This is a genomic window from Microbacterium algihabitans, assembly GCF_032464975.1.
Classification (GTDB): Bacteria; Actinomycetota; Actinomycetes; order Actinomycetales; family Microbacteriaceae; genus Microbacterium; species Microbacterium algihabitans.
On sequence record NZ_JAWDIU010000001.1, the window covers coordinates 1,356,143 to 1,373,108 of the forward strand.

Genomic DNA, 16,966 nt, shown 5'->3' on the forward strand with positions numbered 1-16,966 from the left:
CGGTCACCGTCTCACAGACGGACGGTGACCGTGCGCGGCCCTTCGTAGGCCGTCCCCGCGATGAGAGCCGTCGTGCCGGCGGGCACGTCGACCGTCGTCTCATCGCGGTCGGCGAGGACGACGATGTCGCCGTGGGGAGTGGGTACCACGCACCCGGCCCACTCGAGCTCGCCCAGTCGAGGGGAGACGTGGAATTCGCTCCACCCGTCGGTTTGCGGCGCGATGCCCAGCACCAACTCGGGCAGCACGGCGAGCGGGCCCGCAGACCACGCGTGACACAGGCTCTTGCCGAACGGCCGCCGGTACATTTCATAGGGTGACGCGCCCGTCTCGCCGAACTCCTCCCAGAAGGTCGTCGCCCCCGCGTCGAGCATGCGCCCCCAGAGCCGGCGGATCTCCGACACGGCGTGGTCGCCGTCGCCGAGCGCTCCGAGGCTGAGAAGGGCGAACGCCCGCATGAACGGCGTTCCCGTGGCTGCCGAAGCGATGGCATCGACCATCGTCGTGGCCGGTGCGTGCTGCGGGGAGTCGACGGGAGCAGTGAGACCGGCGAGGGTCGCGAGGAAGTTCGGGTAGGCGGTCGGGGCGCCGTCGGAGTCGAGGTACTCGCGCCAGTGCCCCCCACTCGCACTCCATGCTCGGTCGCGAAGAGTGTCGGCGAGTTCGTCCGCTTTCCGTCGCCAGTGATCGGCGCCGGCGTGAGCGGCCTTCGTCAGGACGGCCGCCCCGCTTCGCAGTGCCCAATACCAGAGCATCTGAATGGCGGTCGCGTCGCGGTCGCGATGCAGTTGCACGCCCCAATCCAGGAAGAGCCCGCCGGGGCCCGACTGCTCGAACGCGTCGGGAAGATCGGCCGGCCGGAAGACGCCGCCGTCCGTGGCGTGACGCGCGAGGTCGTCGAGGAAGGAATGGATGCCGTCGGCCTCGCGAACGAGATACTCGAGGTCGTCGAAATAGCGCTGATACAGGCCCTGGGAGATCACCCACCACAGGGAGTAGTCGGCGATCCCGTTGATGTATCCGTGACGGGGGCGTCCGAGAGCGGTCAGCGTGTCGCGGATGATGTCGGCGTCGGCGAAGGCGAAGGCGTTCGTGAGGATGCCGAGTGCGTGGTCTCCGATCCACGGCATCCGGTCTCGCTTGATGCCGTCCACGAGGAACGTCTGCAGGCACAACCGGAGCGTGTACGCGCTCGAGGACCAGATGCGTGTCAGCTCGGGATCGCTCGTCACGAAGGCGCCCCGTCGCGACGCGGGCCGGACGGAGGCGCGCACCGAGACGGAGTCGACCGTGGCTCCCGCGACCCGGACGTAGCGGAGGCCGAGCTTGTGACGGCTTTCGAAGGCGCCCTCCCCGTCCGCGACGAGGCTCGTGTCGCTCTCGCCGAAAGCCGGGTCGGCGAGGGCTTCGTCGAGAGACTCTCCGACCGAGAGAACGGGGCTGCCCTCGACGCCGCGGAGCTGGACGACACCGAGGACGGGAGCGGGGGCGACGAACACCCCGCCACCCGCATCCGACAGGTGGATCGTCTGCTCCGGCTCGCCGTCCAGATGCGGCGGCGTGGCACCCCCCGCCCGTGCCCTCGCAGGCGACGACTGCTCGTCTCCCAGGGCTGCGTGCCACTCGATCGATGCGAGCGTGGTCGCGTCGGCGAAGATCGCGGCGGGTGTACCCGCGGGGGCGGAGACCCGGATGCCGATCACCGAACCGACCGCGAGCTCGCGGACGGTGGTCGTCGCTCCTGCCTCGATGGTCGCGCCATCGACGACGACGGAGACCTCGCCGGTCGATCCGAGCTCGAGAGTGTCGACGTGCGCGCGGACGACCCCGTGGAAGCGGCCCGCCCCCCGCGGGGCGGCGAAATTCAGGGCGTAGTCGACGTGCCTGTTCACGGCGTGGCCCTCACTCACGACGCGCGCCAGGGCGCCCGCTTCGTATTCGCCGGGGGCGTAGATCCACGCGACGGCTCCCGCGCGCGGTTCGCCGACGGAGAACGGGTCGGGGCCCGCGGCGAGGGATGCGGCGATCAGGGCATCGCCGAGCGAGGGCGACAGCCGATCGAGGGCGGGAGTCGAGCTGGTCAATGGGGTTCCCTTCGGTCACGGCAGCTTCGCCGCGCCGCGCCCGGGCCCGGGCACGCGTATTTGCAATCTGAACCGCTTCAGATGCGCGCTCGACTTTACGGAGTGTCGCTCGGAGCGTCAAGCATGCCGCCGGCGGCGCGACTGTGCCTGCGCCGTCGCCACCTGGGTTCGATCGCCGCGGCGTTGCGTCGTTATCCATCCGTGACGTTCCTCGTCGTTGACACCCGTCCCGGATGTGTCTACGGTGTGTGACGAAGTGAACCGCTTCAACCCGGCTTCTCGCGGTCATCGACGACGAACGGGCATTTACAAGGAGGTAAATCGTGAACAACACCACGCGCAGCCGATGGGCCTTGGTCGGCATCGCCGCCGTCGCGGCTGTCACGCTCGCCGGATGCAGCACGCCGGGAAGCAGTGGCTCGGGCGACGGCAAGGAGCTGTCCATCTACATCGACAGCGACCCTTCGTCGGTCGCCCTGTGGGACGGTCTCGTCGCGGCCTACAAGCAGGCGGAACCGGATGTCACGATCAACGTCGAGACGCACCCCTCGGGCAGCGAGGGCGACAACCTGATCAAGACGCGCCTGTCGACGGGCGACATGAACGACATGTTCTGGTACAACTCCGGGTCGCTGCTCAAGGCGCTGACCCCGGATCAGACCCTCACCTCGCTCAGCGACCAGCCGTGGGCATCGTCTCTGAACGCCAACTTCGTCGAGGCGGCGTCGACCGACAACGGCCTCTACGGCGTTCCGGTCGGAGCCTCCTTCGCGGGCGCCATGGTCTACAACAAGGACGTCTACGCCAAGCTCGGACTGACGGTTCCCAAGACGTGGGACGAGTTCATGGCGAACAACGCGGTCATCAAGGCCGCCGGTATCACTCCGGTCGTCCAGACCTACGGTGACACCTGGACCTCGCAGCTCTTCGTGCTGGGCGACTTCTACAACGTGTCGACCGCCGACCCCCAGTGGGCCGACCAGTACACCGCCGGTGAGGCCAAGTTCGCCGACGAGCCCGCCGTGGAGGGCTTCCAGCACCTGCAGGACGTCCACGACGCCGGCTACCTCAACCAGGACTTCGCCTCGGCGACCTACGACGACGGCGTCCGCATGCTCGCCGAGGGCACCGCCGCCCAGTACCCGATGCTGACCAGCAACGTCGCGCAGGCGGTCGGTGCGAACTTCCCCGACGCCGACGCCTCGATCGGTGTGTTCCCGATCCCGGGCACCAGCGCAGATGCGAATGGTCTGACGGTCTGGATGCCCAACGGCGTGTACGTGCCCAAGACGACCGAGGGTGCGCAGCTCGACAGCACGAAGAAGTTCCTCTCGTGGCTCGCCACCCCCGAGGCCTGCCAGGTTCAGGCCTCGTCGATCACGCTCGGCGGACCGTTCGTGGTCGATGGCTGCGACCTCCCCGCGAACGCGGCTTCGCTCGTGAAGGACATGCAGCCCTACTTCGACGACGGCGACACCGCCCTCGCCCTGGAGTTCCTCTCGCCCATCAAGGGACCGTCCCTCGAGCAGATCACCGTCGAGGTCGGCTCCGGCATCCGTCCGGCGCAGGATGGCGCCGCGCTGTACGACGAGGACGTCAAGAAGCAGGCCCAGCAGCTCGGGCTCGACTGGAAATAACTCGACATCGCAGCGGGGCCGGTGCGATCGGTACCGGCCCCGCTGACATGAGGAGCAACATGGCCATCGCGCACAAGACCCCACCCGCCGCCCGCGAGGGCCGGAGGGGAAGATCCCGCCCCCGCCGGGGCACCGACAAGTCCTACCCCCTGTGGTTCCATCTGCCCGCGGGTGTGTTCTTCCTGGTCCTCTTCCTCGTGCCGACGGGCGCGTCGCTGTACTTCTCCCTCACGCGATGGACGCTGTTCGATGTCGAGTTCATCGGCTTCGACAACTTCGTCCAGTTCTTCCGCGAGCCCGCGCTCGTTCGCGGCTTCGTCAACACCTTCATCTACGCCTTCGTGACCTCGGGCCTGAAGGTCGTCCTCGGCCTGCTGCTCGCCGTGCTGCTGACCTCGCAGATCATCGCCCGCGGCTTCCTCCGCTCCGTCGTCTTCTTCCCCGTGCTCGTCAGCACCATCGGTATCGGCGTCACCTTCAAGGTCCTGATGGACCCCTTCGACGGACTCATCAACGGGGTGCTCGGGGTGTTCGGCATCGCCGGACCCGGCTGGCTCACCGACCCGAACCTCGCCCTGATCTCCGTCGCCCTCGTCGACGTGTGGAAGGGCGTGGGGCTCGCGACCCTCATCTACATCGCCGGCATCGTGGCCATTCCCCAGGAGTACTTCGAGGCGGCGAAGGTCGATGGGGCCTCGGCGTGGCAGAACTTCTGGAATGTCATCCTGCCGCTGGCCCGCCCGGCCACCGTCACGGTCGTGATCCTGTCGCTCATCGGCGGTCTGCGCTCGTTCGACCTGATCTGGGCCATGACGCGGGGCGGCCCGGGCTTCACCAGCGACGTCATCGCCTCGGTCATCTACAAGCAATATCAAGCCGGCTTCTTCGGGCTCTCCACCGCCGGGAACGTCGTGCTGTTCATCGTGGTCGCGGCGATCGTCTTCCCGCTGTCGTGGTGGCTCAACCGAAAGGACAACCAGGCGTGAGCACCCGAACCCGCCGGACGAAGGGCGTCTGGCTCGGCACGATCTCGATCGTCCTGGCCGCCATCGTCTTCCTCGTCCCCTTCGCCTTCATCTTCGTGACCGCGGGCAAGACGCAGCAGGAGGCGTCGCGGCTCGAGTTCACCTGGCCGACGCAGATCGCGTTCGTCGAGAACTTCCTCACGGTCATCCAGACGAACAACGGCGTGCTGTGGCGCGCCTTCATCAACAGCACCATCCTGACCGTCGCGGCCGTGGCGATCATGGTCGTGCTCGCCGCGATGGTGGGCTACGTGCTGCAGCGGCGGGCGTCGCGCTGGAACGGGCTCATCAACGGGCTCGTCCTGGCCGGACTCATCATCCCGCCGGCCGTCGTTCCCACGATCTGGGTGCTGCAGGGAACCGGCCTGTACCGGACCCTGGGCGGACTGATCGCCGTTCACGTGGCGTTCGGCCTGTCGTTCTGCATCCTGCTCTTCCGCGCCTTCGTCGCGACCATTCCCCGTGAGCTCGACGAGGCGGCTCTTCTCGACGGCGCCGGCCCCGTGCGGTTGTTCTTCCGTGTGATCTTCCCGTTGCTGCGTTCGGTGATCGTCACCGTGATCGTCGTGCAGGCCGTCACGGTGTTCAACGACTTCACCTACGCTCTGTACTTCCTGCCGGGCGATGCGAACGCCACCGTGCAGCTGACGCTGTACAACTACCAGTCGCAGGGTCTGAACCAATGGAATCTGCTATTCATGGACGTACTCCTCATCACGATCCCGCCGCTCGTGATGTTCATCTTCTTCAACCGGCAGATCGTGGCGGGCATGACCTCGGGAGCCATCAAGGGATGACCTCAGCCGCGCTGATCCGCACGCACGAGCGTGGGCGTCACCATGCCGCGTGAGGTCGGCGCACCGGCGAAGCTGCGCGATGTCGCCCACCACGCCGGGGTGTCGATGGGGACCGTCTCGCACGTGCTCAACCACCCCGACAAGGTGAGTGAGCGCACGCGAGAACGCGTGCTGGCCTCCATCAGCGAGCTCGGTTTCGTCCGTGACGCGAACGCCAGCTCTCTGGCCGCGGGGCGCTCGCGCAGCATCGGTCTCGTCGTGATCGACCTCGCCAACTCGATGTTCGTCGACGTGGCTCTCGGAGCGCAGAACGTGGCCCGCAACGCGCGGCGCAACCTGCTGCTGGCCGGCAGTCAAGACGATTTCACGCTGCAAGGCGAGAACGTCGACTTCTTCGACGAGGCGCGGGTGGCCGGACTCCTTCTCGCGCCGCTGCAGGATTCAGCGGCGCAGATTCGCAAGGTGCGCTCGCGAGGCTGCCCTGTCGTGCTGATCAACTACGACGCCGACTCCGCGGACGTCTGCAGCGTCATCGTGGACAACGAGCAGGCCGGTTACCTCGCCGCGAACCACCTGATGGAGCAAGGGTGCCGTCGCATCATGTTCGTCAGCGGCGATGACGACTCGTTGCAGCCGGTGCAGCACCGCCGAGCGGGCGTTCGCCGCGCCCTGCGCGAGCGCGGTACCGACGTGCGCTTCGAGGAGGTCCGCATGCCCGACCTCACGGAGCGCAGCGGTGCCGAGGTCGGTCGACGGGTCGCCGCGCGCGGCCCGGGCACCCGCCCTGACGGAGTCATCGGTGTGACGGACACGCTCGCGGCCGGGTTCATCGAGGGGATGGTCGGCAGCGGTATCGACGTTCCGAACGACATCGCCGTGATGGGATGCGACCACAACACGGCGGCCGCATCGACACCCGTCACGCTCACGACGATCGCGATGCGCGGGCAACGCCTGGGCGAGGAGGCGATGACGCTCCTGCTCGACGAGATCTCCGGCGGAGGCGAGCATCACCTCCATCAGCGCATCGTCGTCGAGCCCGAGCTCATCGCGCGCGGGTCGACCTCACGGGCTCTCTCTCCCTCGGCGTGACGCCCGACCCGGCTGCGCCTCAGGGCAGCGACGGCCGCTTCTCGACCGGCGTCGACCGCGCGGGGATGAGCAGGGCCAGCACGAGCGCGACCGCCGCCGCGCCGATGCCCATCAGGAACGACACCTGGAACGCCTGCGCGGTCGGCACGCGCGTCTCGCCCGACCCGGTCGAGAGGGTCGCCAGCACGACGCCGACGATCGCCGCGGCCGTGCTCGTACCGAGGGAGCGCGCCAGGGCGTTGAGGCCGTTCGAGGCGCCGGTCTCGCTCGGCGGAACGGCGCGCATGATGAGCATGGGCATGGCGGCGTAGCCGAACCCGATACCGAAACCGATGAGGATGTTCGCCACGACGAAGTGCCAGACCTCGGTCGAGAAGATCAGGCTGAAGCCGTAGGCGAGGATCAGCGAGATCGAGCCCGCGATGAGCAGCACGCGGGGTCCGATCGTGCGGGCCAGGGTGCCCGAGATCGGCGAGAGCACCATCATCACCAGGCCCGAGGGCATGACCACGAGGCTCGCTGCCAGCAGCGACAGGCCGAGGCCGACGCCGGTGGCGACGGGCAGCTCGAGCATCTGCGGATACGCGACGTTCGAGGTGAAGAGGGCGAAACCCATGGCGACGGATGCCAGGTTGGTGAGCAGCACGGGGCGGCGGGCTGCGACGCGAAGGTCGAGCAGCGGATTCTCGACGCGCAGCTCGTACCAGCCCCACACGAGCAGGACGAGGATGCCGCCGATGGCGAGGCCGAGCGTCAACGGCGAGGTCCAGCCCCACGAGTTGCCGCGCGAGACGGCGAGGAGCACGCCGATCAGGCCGATCGCGAGTCCTGTGGCGCCGAGGTAGTCGAAGCGTCCGGCGGTGCGCAGCACGCTGACGGGGACGATCCAGAGGATCAGCACGAACACGATCGCGCCGAGGGCGCCCGCGATCCAGAACAGCCAGTGCCAGTCGGTGTTCTCGGCCACGAGTGCGCTGATCGGCAGGCCCAGAGCGCCACCGACACCGAGTGTCGCGCTCATCAGGGCGATCGCGCTGTCGACGCGGTTCTCGTGCAGCACGTCGCGCATGATCGAGATGCCCAGTGGGACGACTCCGACCACGGCGCCCTGCAGCGCGCGGCCGATGATCATGCCGATGATCCCCGTCGACAGTGCCGCCACGACCGAGCCGAGCATCATCACGATCAGCAGCACCAGCACGATGCGGCGCTTGCCGTACATGTCGCCGAGGCGGCCCGCGATGGGGGTGATGACGGCGGCGGCGAGCAGCGTCGAGGTCACGACCCAGGCGGTGTCATCACGCGAGGCGTTCAGCAGCTGCGGCAGCTGCGACTGGATGGGCACCACGAGGGTGAACATGAACGACGAACACAGGCCCGCGAGGGCCAGGACGGCGACGACCAGACCCTGAGGGCTGTTCCGGGACAGTTTCTTACGCGCGTTCTCATCCCGTGACATCGCTGTCCAGGCTACGCCTTCGCTGTGAGTCCCCGGTCGTCAGAGCAGGCCGCGGCCCGCCGCGGCGTATCCGTCGAGTTCATCGCGGGGAACCATGCTCCCCCCGGTGAGCCAGGCGACGTGGGTGGCGTTGTGCAGCTGCGCATCGGACAGGTGCGGCCGCGTCGCCTCAGGCGTAGCCGAGAGCCGCAGCGCCCCGTCGAGCCCCGCCGCGGCCGACGGTTCGACGGCGAGATCCTCCGTGTCGCGCAACTGAGCGACGCCGCGCAGCATGTCGGCATCCGTCAGTGTGTACAGCCCCGTGACCAGTCGAGCCATCCTCCGGCCGACGAAGCCGGAAGGACGCCCCACCGCGAGGCCGTCCGCCGCGGTGACGTTGTCGATCCCGAGTTCGCGCACGCTGATCTCGTCATGTCGGCCGGTCGCCATGCCCAAGAGCATGGCCGGCGAGTGGGTCGGTTCGGCGAAGACGGCGTGCACGTCATCGCCGTAGACGGTCTTGAGTCCGAAGGCGATCCGCCCGGCGCGCCGCCGACCCCGCACGGGAGGTACACCACCAGCGGCTCGGTCGCTCCCGGGCGGACGTCCATGGCGCGCAGCTGCGCGGCGAGGCGCCTGCCGGCGACGGCGTAGCCCAGGAACAGGCGCCGGGAGTTCTCGTCGTCGACGAAGTAGGTCGTGGGGTTCCCCTCCGCCTGACGGCGGCCCGCCGCCACCGCGCGGGAGTAATCGCCGTCGTGTTCGACGACCTCGACGCCGTGTCCGCGCAGGCGGTCCTTCTTCCACTGCCGTGCGTCGGACGACATGTGCACCGTCACGCGGAATCCGAGGGCGGCACTCATGATGCCGATGGACAGGCCGAGATTCCCCGTGGAACCGACGACCACGGTGTGCGTGCTCAGGAGGGTGCGCACCTCGGGGGAGCCCATGCGCCGGTAGTCGTCGTCGAGCGAGAGAAGACCCGCGGCCCGCGCGAGGTCCTCGGCGTGCGCGAGCACTTCGTAGATGCCGCCCCGCGCCTTCACCGACCCGCTGATCGGCAGGTGGGAATCGCGCTTCAGCAAGAGCCGACCGGGAAACGGGCGACCGGCCCGCTCGCCCAGAGCGCGCGCGAGTCGGGGCGCTTCCGTGAGCGGCGACTCGATGACGCCTGCCGACGCCGCGGTGTCGGCGAAGGTCTCCGCCAGGTACGGGCTGAACCGGTGCAACCGGTCCGCGGCCTCGTCGATGTCGCCGACGCCCAGCCCCACGTCGGCGAGCGCCTCGCGTGCCGGCGCCGTCCGCGGATTCATCCACGTGACCGGCTCGAGGCTCGCGAGACGCGAGATCATGGCATCCGGATCATCGAGGAGGGGAGCTGCGGCGCGCGTCATGGGTTCGTCCTTCTGTGGGGTTCGACCTTCCGTCGAACCGCATTCACGCTACGTCGGCACGAAGCACCGAAGAAGGGGCGGATCGCACCCAGGCTGTGAAGCGCTGCTTCACGATGACGGGGCCAGAAACGCCGTCCCCCGGTCGCCGACGAGGGCCTGAACGACGTCGATCAGATGCGACGCCCGACTGGACCGGCGCCGAGCGAGAAGGATGGTGCGGGTCTGAGGGGGCTCGAACCGTCTGACCCGGTGCGGGCTCACCCGATCGCGCGTGTGCATCTCGCTGAGCACGGCGACACCGACGCCGGCCTCGACGAGAGACAGGGTCACCGCGACGTTCCGACAGCGCGCGACGATGTTCGGCTCGAACCCCGCGTCGCGGCAGAGGCCGACCGCGAAGTCGTCGAACACCTCGTGGCTGCCGTCCAGGATCCAGCGCGCGTCCGCGAGCATGCCGGCATCGACCGGTCCGGGCGGGACGACGCTGTCGACGGGGGTGCACAGCACGATCTGATCGACCCCGACGACGACCGTGTCGATCTCCGTCAGGTCGTACGGGTGCATGTCGTCGATCACGGCGAGATCGATGGAGCCGTCGCGCAACCCGCGGAGCCCCTCGAAGGGCTCGAGATCGCGGATGCCGACGCGAAGGGCGGGGTAGTCCCGCTGCATGTCCCGCACGGCATACGGCAGCACGGTGCTCGCGAAGCTCGGTGGTGCGCTCAGCCGGACCTCGCCCTCGACCGTCCCCGCCAGCCTCTTCATCGTCGTCTGCGCATCTTCGGCGAGGGCCGCCATCTGCTCGGCGAAGCGCACGAGGACGGCTCCGGCTTCGGTCAGGGTCGCGCGTCGACCGCGCCGGTCGAGCAGAGCGATGCCGGCTTCGTCCTCGAGGATCCGCAACTGCTGGCTCACCGCCGACGTCGACAGGAAGAGCGTGTCCGCCGCGGCGGCCATCGTCCCACCGGTGGCGAAAGCGCGGAGAATTTCGAGGCGCCGGGGATCGATCATGAGGTCCATTGTGCGTCGCCGCCCCGGGGCCCCGGCTTCCCGCGCGCGGGGCGAGTCCCGCTCCCGGAGCGGTCCTCCGCACGGGAGCGCGACCGGCGATCATCCCCGATGCACCGGCATCCGCCCAATCGATTACCCCGCGTGACAGCCCGTTACCGGCCGTAACACCTCGAGTTCGCATCCCGGATGCCGTGTGCTGACGTGGACGCATGACTTCACGACGCACCGCACGCCTGGCCACGATCCTCAGTGCTTCCGCCGCCGCCCTCATGCTGACCCTGACCGGTTGCGCCGGGGGAGCGGCATCCGGAGACGACTCCTCGCGCATCGTGCTCGGAGCCGATGACGGCAACGAGGCGCACTGGACGGTGCTGAAGCAGAAGCTCGCCGACGAGGGCATCGACCTCGAGGTGCGCACCATCAACGACGGCGTGCAGCTCAACCAGGGCGTGCAAGACGGCGAGCTCGACGTGAACCTGTTCCAGCACCTCATCTACCTGTCGCAGTTCAACGTCGAGAACAACGGCACGCTCGTGCCGGTCGGCGCGACCGCGGTGTACCCCCTCGCGCTGTACTCGGAGCAGTACACCGATGTGAAGGACCTGCCCGAGGGTGCGACCGTCGCGATCCCCAACAACGCCACCAACCTCGCGCGCGGCCTGCTCAACCTGCAGACCGCGGGGCTGCTCACCCTCAAGGACGGCGGCAACGCCCTCTCGACCCCGGCCGACATCGAGTCGACGAAGGTGAAGCTGCTGCCCGTCGACACCAACCAGACGGTGACCGCCCTCAAAGACGGCAGTGCGCAGGCCGCGATCGTCAACAACACGCAGGCCCAGAAGGGCGGGCTCGGCGACGAGCTCATCATCTTCAAGGAAGACCTCGACAACCCGCAGCTCGCGCCGTACATCAACGCCTTCGTCACGCGCGGCGACAAGAAGGACGACCCCCGCTGGGCGAAGCTCGTCGAGGCGTATCACTCGCCCGAGGTCGAGGCCGCGGTCACCGAGCTCAACCAGGGCAACCTGCAGTTCAAGACCGAGTGGACCGGCGCGCAGCTGACCGAGGAGCTCACCAGCCTCGAGGATGCCGTCAAGGCGCAGAACGGATGACCGCGGTCATCGAGCTGCGGGGGGTCACCAAAAGCTTCCGCACCGATCGCCGCACCTCCACCACCGCCGTCGACGACGTGTCGCTGACGGTGGAGGAGGGGTCGATCGTCGGGATCATCGGGTACTCCGGGGCGGGCAAATCGACGCTCGTGCGGCTGCTCAACGGGCTCGAGCAGCCGACGTCGGGCACCGTCGAGGTGCTTGGCGTGGATGTGGGGGATGCCAGCGAGTCGACGCTGCGCGACCTGCGGCGCCGCGTGGGCATGATCTTCCAGCAGTTCAACCTCTTCACCTCGCGCACGGTCGCGGCCAACGTCGCGTACCCGCTGAAGGTGGCGGGGTGGAAGAAGGTCGACCGCGACAAGCGCGTGGCCGAGCTGCTCGACTTCGTGGGGATCGGCGACAAGGCGAAGCAGTACCCGCGGCGCCTGTCGGGCGGGCAGAAGCAGCGCGTGGGCATCGCGCGGGCGATCGCGACCGACCCGCGCATCCTGCTCGCCGACGAGGCGACCAGTGCCCTCGACCCGCAGACCACGGCCGAGGTGCTCGACCTGCTGCGCGAGATCAACCGGCGCCTGGGCATCACGATCGTCGTCATCACGCACCAGATCTCGATCGTGCACGAACTGTGCGATCAGGTCGTCGTGATGGACGGCGGCCGCGTCGTCGACAGCGGCGACACCTACCGCGTGTTCGCGCACCCGCGCGCCGAGCTCACGAAGCGATTCGTGGCGGCCGTCACCCAGGGCGTCCCTTCGGGCGAGGCGCTGACGGCGCTCGCCGCGGGCGGCGGCGACCTGGTGAGCGTCGAGATCAACGAGTTCTCCAGCGAAGACGTTTCCGCCGTGTTCCACCGCCACGGCGTGCGCCACTCGGTCGTCTACGGCGGGGTGACCGACGTGCTGGGCCGGCAGCTCGGCACTCTCACCTACCGCGTGCACACCGACGACCTCCCGGCCGTCGTGTCGGAGCTGCGTGCGCACACCGACGTCACCGTGCCTGTTCGGGAGGTGACCGCGTGAACAAGTGGGACACCCTCACCCCGGTGCTGGTGCAGTCGATCGGCGAGACCGTCTACATGGTCGCCGTCTCGCTGGCCATCTCCGGCGTCGCGGGCCTCGCGATCGGGGCGCTGCTGTACGCCACGCGGCCAGGCAACCTCTTCGCCAACCGCGCCGTGTTCTTCGTCGCGAACCTGGTGATCAACCTCATCCGGCCGATCCCGTTCATCATCTTCCTCACCGCGGTCGCCCCGGTCACCCGTGCCGTGACGGGATCGACCCTGGGGACGGATGCCGCGATCGTGCCCATCACGATCATGGCCACGGTCGTGATCGCCCGCGTCGTCGAACAGAACCTCGTGGCCGTCGACCCGGGAACCGTCGAAGCGGCACGGGCCGTGGGCGCGCGCCGCATCGGCGTGCTGTTCGGCGTCGTCATCCCCGAGGCGCTCGCCCCGCTGATCCTCGGCTACACGTTCATGTTCATCGCTGTCGTCGACATGTCGGCGATGGCCGGATACATCGGCGGCGGCGGGCTCGGCAACTTCGCGATCATCTACGGCTACCAGCAGTTCAACCAGCAGGCGACGTGGGTGACGGTCGCGATCATCGTCGTCATCGTGCAGGTCGGCCAGCTGATCGGCAACGCTCTGGCGCACCGCATCCTGCGCCGCTGACGGCGGCGCGAGCGGGGGTGGCACGGGCGGGCCGCGCGCCCCCGCAGCCCGCCTACCCTCGGAGGATGAGCCTCCCCCGCACCTTCGCCCGCTGGCTGCTCGGTGCCGCACTCGTCTTCACCGGCACCGCGCACCTGACGTTCGCCCGCGACGACTTCGTCGCTCAGGTGCCGTCGTGGCTTCCGCTTCCAGTCGACGTCACGGTCGTGGCATCCGGCGTCGTCGAGATCGCGCTGGAACTCGCCCTCCTCTTCCTCGGCCGCTGGCGCGTCGCCGTCGGCTGGATCGTCGCGGCCTTCTTCGTCGCGATCTTCCCCGGCAACATCGAGCAGTTCGTGCGGGGCACCGACGCCTTCGGCCTCGACACCGACCTCGCGCGCGGCATCCGCCTGCTCTTCCAGCCCCTGCTGGTCGTCTGGGCGCTCTGGTCGACCGGAGCGTGGAAGGCATGGCGCACGCGACGTCGAGCCCGCTGAGTCGCGTCCCACCTCCCGCGCGCGCCCGGTATCGATTTCGTCTCGACATTTCCCGCCCACGCATGCTGCATTCGTAATCCGTCCAGGTGCATTCGGCGCGTGCCGAGCGACCTGCATTCCCCTGAATAGACTCGCGAGGTTGTCTTTATGGGGGAGGGGAAATCCGTGCGATTCCGAAACGCAATGATTCACGCGAACGCGGCGGTGGCCGCATGACCGACGCGACCCCGGGCTGGTACCCCGACACCGAGACCCCCGGTCGCCTGCGCTGGTGGGACGGTCGCCAGTGGACGAACGATTTCACGCCGCTGCCGCCCGCTCCCACCGTGACCACCACGCCCCCGCCGGCGACCCGACGCGAAGCGCGCGGCTGGATCTCGCGCGTCCCCACGTGGGGCTGGATCGTCGCCGGTGTCGTGCTGATCGTGGCCCTCTGGCTGCTCGCCCCCTTCGTCGCGATGGTCGCCCTCGTCGTGCTCATCACCGGCATCGTCGCGCTCGCGCGCAACACCCCGACCTGGCTGCGCTTCCGTTCGCGCTCGAGCGCCGCGATCTGGACCGTCGCCGCCGTCGTCGCGTTCGCCGTCGCGGGCGGCATCACCACGGCCACCTCGCCCAAGGCCGCGACCCCGGTCGCCCAGGCGGAGCCCGTCGCCGCGGCATCGCAGGAGCCGTCGCCGTCGGCCACGCCCACGGCATCCGCCACCCCGTTCGCCGACGACCAGGCCGCACTCGCCGCGTTCGCGGGGCAGGCGGGAACCGTCGCCGACGCCTCGGCCACCACCGACAAGGCCGCGCTCGCGGTGCTCGATACGCTCGCCGTGAAGGGCCGCGCGCCCAAGACCGGCTACGACCGCGACCAGTTCGGCCAGCGGTGGCTCGACGTCGACCGCAACGGATGCGACACCCGCAACGACATCCTCGGCCGCGACCTGACCGACGCCGTGCGCTCCGGCGCCTGCCGCGTGACCGGCGGCACCCTCGCCGACCCGTACACGGGCACGAGCATCGCGTTCGTGCGGGGTCAGGGAACCTCCGAGCTCGTGCAGATCGATCACGTCGTGGCGCTGTCGGACGCCTGGCAGAAGGGGGCGCAGCAGCTCACCGCCGACCAGCGCGCGAGCTTCGCGAACGACCCGCTCAACCTGCTCGCGGTCGACGGATCCGCCAACGCGCAGAAGGGCGACGGCGATGCCGCGACCTGGCTCCCGGCCCAGAAGTCGTACCGCTGCACGTACGTCGCGGCGCAGATCGCGGTGAAGGCGACCTACGGCCTGTGGGTGACCGAGGCCGAGCGCGACGCCATGAAGCGCGTGCTCGAGAGCTGCCCCGACCAGGTCGTGCCCACCTCGGCCTTCGCAGCGCCCGCACCCGTTGCGGCGCCCGAGCCCGCCCCGGTCGTCGAGCCGGTCGCCGTCGAGCCCGCGCCGGCCCCCGCTCCTGCGCAGCCCGCTCCCGCCGAGCCCGCACCCGCTCCGGCGCCGGTCGAGCAGGCGCCGGCTCCGGCTCCGGTCGAGAACGTGTACTACGAGAACTGCACGGCCGTGCGCGCGGCAGGCGCCGACCCGATCTACGAGGGTCAGCCCGGCTACAGCCGCAAGCTCGACCGCGACGGCGACGGAGTCGCCTGCGAGTGACGCACCCGCCGCTCGCCCGTTGAGCGTCCAGAACACGCCGCTCCCTCCGCAGGGACGCGGCGTGTTCTGGACACTCGACAAGAGGGCGGGCGGATGCCGACACCTCGGCCCCGCGCGCAGAGACGGGCCGCGCGAGCCCGGCCCTCAGCCCGCGCGCGTCAGCCCGAGGATGCAGCCCTCGACCGCGGCGACGCGCACCCGCTGGGTGTCGGCGTGCAGCACGCTCTGGCTCACCGCCCCGACGTGGGCGGCGACGACCGCGCGTGTGAAGAGCGCGGGGTCGATCACGGGGTGCAGGCCGATCCGCGCGAGGCACTCGACCAGCAGCGGCTGCAGCGTGTCGTGGAAGTGGTCGGTGTGCGCGGTGAGCAGCATCCGGACTTCCTCGTCGTGACGTGCCCGCGTGATCAGCACCGAGCGGATCGCGTACCACTTCTCCTCGGGCGGGAGCCCCTCGACGACGCCGCGCACGATGTCGTCGAGGGTCGGCTCGTCGCTGCTGCGGGCGTCGCCGAGCATGTCGCTGAGCAGCTCGAAGACCAGCTCGGCCTGTTGCTCGTAGACCGCGAAGAACACCTCGTCGACCGAGCGGAAGTTCGAGTAGAACGCCCCGCGGGTGTATCCCGCGCGCCGCGTGATGGCCTCGACGCTCACCGACGTGCTGCCGGTCTCGTCGAAGATCGCCTCGGCGGCCGCGATCAGCGCCGTGCGGGTGCTGCTGCGGCGTCGCACGGGCTTCGGCGCCTCAGCGGGGGTGGTCGTCACGGGCTCCACGTTACGCAGCAGCGGCGCGGTTCACCTCGTTGAGGTAGTCGAAGACCGGGCGGACGGGGGCGAGCGTCAGGTCGGTGACGATGTGCGAGGCGCTGACGATCTCGCGCACGGGGAGGTCGGCCATCGGTGCGAGCGCGTGCTCGAACAGCTGCAGGCGGGCGGGTCCGGTCCACGCCTCCTTCACGACGATGTCGGTGATCTCGGTGCGTACGAGGTGGGCCGCGCGCATGCCCTGCGTGAAGACGTCGGGCACGAGCTTGACCATGAAGGTCGGCACGGTGATCTGCGCCTTCGCCTCGTCGAGGTCGAGCGGCTCCCACTTGTAGCCCATGGTGGCCGTAGCCACGCGCTCGCTGCCGCGATCGAGGGTGCCGACGAGGGCGCCCTGGTCGACGCGCAGGTCGGGGGTGCCGGTCACCTTCGGGTAGGCGCTGAGCTCACGCCCCGACACGGTGGCGGCGAAGTTGTCGAGGTACATCGCGTGCAGGTACTCGCCGCGCTCTCCGTCGAGGGTGACGGGGATCGCCTGACCCGACTCGACGTACGGGCCGTAGCCGTCGACCTCGCCCATCTTCATGACCTCGAAGCGCACGAGCGGCTCGTCGATCTCGAGGGGCTCCGGAACCACGGCGCGCAACGCGTCGGCATCCGTTCGATAGACGACGTTGAAGTACTCGCGGTCGATGAAGCGCGTGACCCGCAGCGGGTAGACGGGGGCGGTCAGCGGCGTGGTGCCGCGGCGGAGCATCTCGAGGGGGTTCATCGGTCATCACCTGTTCAGTACGAAGTGTATTGAGTACAGTGTGTATCG

14 protein-coding genes and 1 pseudogene are annotated in these 16,966 nt (G+C 69.2%); 9 read left to right on the plus strand and 6 right to left on the minus strand.

Annotated features, from left to right (window positions below; all coding sequences use genetic code 11):
* Positions 1–11: 11 nt before the first annotated feature.
* The gene (locus tag RWH43_RS06330; protein ID WP_316000985.1) at positions 12–2,084 is read right to left on the minus strand and encodes an alpha-L-rhamnosidase-related protein; all 2,073 of its coding nucleotides are present in this window, start codon (positions 2,082–2,084) and stop codon (positions 12–14) included.
* A gap of 323 nt (positions 2,085–2,407) precedes the next feature.
* On the opposite strand from RWH43_RS06330, the gene RWH43_RS06335 reads away from it, so the two are divergent.
* Genes RWH43_RS06335 through RWH43_RS06350 form a run of 4 tightly spaced genes read left to right on the plus strand, consistent with a single transcriptional unit; the run spans position 2,408 to position 6,635 of the window.
* Entirely contained in the window at positions 2,408–3,721 is a 1,314-nt protein-coding gene (locus RWH43_RS06335; protein WP_316000986.1) for an ABC transporter substrate-binding protein, read from the plus strand.
* Between the two features lie 59 nt (positions 3,722–3,780).
* Positions 3,781–4,707, plus strand: coding sequence for a carbohydrate ABC transporter permease (locus RWH43_RS06340; protein WP_316000987.1), 927 nt, complete (start codon positions 3,781–3,783; stop codon positions 4,705–4,707).
* Positions 4,704–5,543, plus strand: coding sequence for a carbohydrate ABC transporter permease (locus RWH43_RS06345; protein WP_316000988.1), 840 nt, complete (start codon positions 4,704–4,706; stop codon positions 5,541–5,543). The genes RWH43_RS06340 and RWH43_RS06345 overlap by 4 nt, the downstream gene beginning before the upstream one ends.
* A 42-nt stretch (positions 5,544–5,585) precedes the next feature.
* Positions 5,586–6,635, plus strand: a complete 1,050-nt coding sequence (locus RWH43_RS06350; RefSeq protein WP_316000989.1) for a LacI family DNA-binding transcriptional regulator — start codon at positions 5,586–5,588, stop codon at positions 6,633–6,635.
* Between the two features lie 19 nt (positions 6,636–6,654).
* Here RWH43_RS06350 and RWH43_RS06355 read toward each other — a convergent pair whose 3' ends face one another.
* The 3 genes and pseudogenes from RWH43_RS06355 to RWH43_RS06365 form a co-directional block, all read right to left on the minus strand.
* Positions 6,655–8,094 (minus strand): MFS transporter, encoded by a 1,440-nt coding sequence (locus tag RWH43_RS06355; protein ID WP_316000990.1) that lies wholly within the window; start codon positions 8,092–8,094, stop codon positions 6,655–6,657.
* 39 nt (positions 8,095–8,133) lie between these two features.
* Positions 8,134–9,467: pseudogene (gene dsdA / locus RWH43_RS06360) on the minus strand (D-serine ammonia-lyase).
* Between the two features lie 108 nt (positions 9,468–9,575).
* Positions 9,576–10,478, minus strand: coding sequence for a LysR family transcriptional regulator (locus tag RWH43_RS06365; protein WP_316000991.1), 903 nt, complete (start codon positions 10,476–10,478; stop codon positions 9,576–9,578).
* Between the two features lie 209 nt (positions 10,479–10,687).
* On the opposite strand from RWH43_RS06365, the gene RWH43_RS06370 reads away from it, so the two are divergent.
* The 5 genes from RWH43_RS06370 (at position 10,688) to RWH43_RS06390 (ending at position 15,381) form a co-directional block, all read left to right on the plus strand.
* The gene (locus RWH43_RS06370) at positions 10,688–11,590 is read left to right on the plus strand and encodes a MetQ/NlpA family ABC transporter substrate-binding protein (RefSeq protein ID WP_316000992.1); all 903 of its coding nucleotides are present in this window, start codon (positions 10,688–10,690) and stop codon (positions 11,588–11,590) included.
* Positions 11,587–12,612 carry a methionine ABC transporter ATP-binding protein gene (locus tag RWH43_RS06375; protein ID WP_144831242.1) on the plus strand — a complete coding sequence of 342 codons (1,026 nt, stop codon included), beginning with the start codon at positions 11,587–11,589 and terminating at the stop codon, positions 12,610–12,612. The genes RWH43_RS06370 and RWH43_RS06375 overlap by 4 nt, the downstream gene beginning before the upstream one ends.
* Positions 12,609–13,268: a methionine ABC transporter permease gene (locus RWH43_RS06380; RefSeq protein WP_154097084.1), complete on the plus strand. Its 660-nt coding sequence runs from the start codon at positions 12,609–12,611 to the stop codon at positions 13,266–13,268. Before RWH43_RS06375 ends, RWH43_RS06380 begins: the two co-directional genes overlap by 4 nt.
* 65 nt (positions 13,269–13,333) lie before the next feature.
* Positions 13,334–13,744: a DoxX family protein gene (locus RWH43_RS06385; RefSeq protein WP_316000993.1), complete on the plus strand. Its 411-nt coding sequence runs from the start codon at positions 13,334–13,336 to the stop codon at positions 13,742–13,744.
* A gap of 212 nt (positions 13,745–13,956) precedes the next feature.
* Positions 13,957–15,381 (plus strand): GmrSD restriction endonuclease domain-containing protein, encoded by a 1,425-nt coding sequence (locus RWH43_RS06390; protein ID WP_154097085.1) that lies wholly within the window; start codon positions 13,957–13,959, stop codon positions 15,379–15,381.
* 144 nt (positions 15,382–15,525) lie between these two features.
* On the opposite strand, the gene RWH43_RS06395 is transcribed toward RWH43_RS06390, so the two are convergent.
* Together RWH43_RS06395 and RWH43_RS06400 are read right to left on the minus strand one after the other, a co-directional pair.
* Positions 15,526–16,146, minus strand: a complete 621-nt coding sequence (locus tag RWH43_RS06395; RefSeq protein WP_186325449.1) for a TetR/AcrR family transcriptional regulator — start codon at positions 16,144–16,146, stop codon at positions 15,526–15,528.
* 10 nt (positions 16,147–16,156) lie between these two features.
* Positions 16,157–16,918 carry an acetoacetate decarboxylase gene (locus RWH43_RS06400; RefSeq protein ID WP_316000994.1) on the minus strand — a complete coding sequence of 254 codons (762 nt, stop codon included), beginning with the start codon at positions 16,916–16,918 and terminating at the stop codon, positions 16,157–16,159.
* Positions 16,919–16,966: the final 48 nt, after the last annotated feature.

Bases quoted from the DNA above. Each gene is read 5' to 3' on its own strand.
- RWH43_RS06375 (WP_144831242.1), top strand. From the start codon at position 11,587: ATGACCGCGGTCATCGAGCTGCGGGGGGTCACCAAAAGCTTCCGCACC.
- RWH43_RS06385 (WP_316000993.1), top strand. From the start codon at position 13,334: ATGAGCCTCCCCCGCACCTTCGCCCGCTGGCTGCTCGGTGCCGCACTC.
- RWH43_RS06355 (WP_316000990.1), bottom strand. From the start codon at position 8,094: ATGTCACGGGATGAGAACGCGCGTAAGAAACTGTCCCGGAACAGCCCT.
- RWH43_RS06365 (WP_316000991.1), bottom strand. From the start codon at position 10,478: ATGATCGATCCCCGGCGCCTCGAAATTCTCCGCGCTTTCGCCACCGGT.
- RWH43_RS06370 (WP_316000992.1), top strand. From the start codon at position 10,688: ATGACTTCACGACGCACCGCACGCCTGGCCACGATCCTCAGTGCTTCC.
- RWH43_RS06400 (WP_316000994.1), bottom strand. From the start codon at position 16,918: ATGAACCCCCTCGAGATGCTCCGCCGCGGCACCACGCCGCTGACCGCC.
- RWH43_RS06350 (WP_316000989.1), top strand. From the start codon at position 5,586: ATGCCGCGTGAGGTCGGCGCACCGGCGAAGCTGCGCGATGTCGCCCAC.
- RWH43_RS06340 (WP_316000987.1), top strand. From the start codon at position 3,781: ATGGCCATCGCGCACAAGACCCCACCCGCCGCCCGCGAGGGCCGGAGG.
- RWH43_RS06390 (WP_154097085.1), top strand. From the start codon at position 13,957: ATGACCGACGCGACCCCGGGCTGGTACCCCGACACCGAGACCCCCGGT.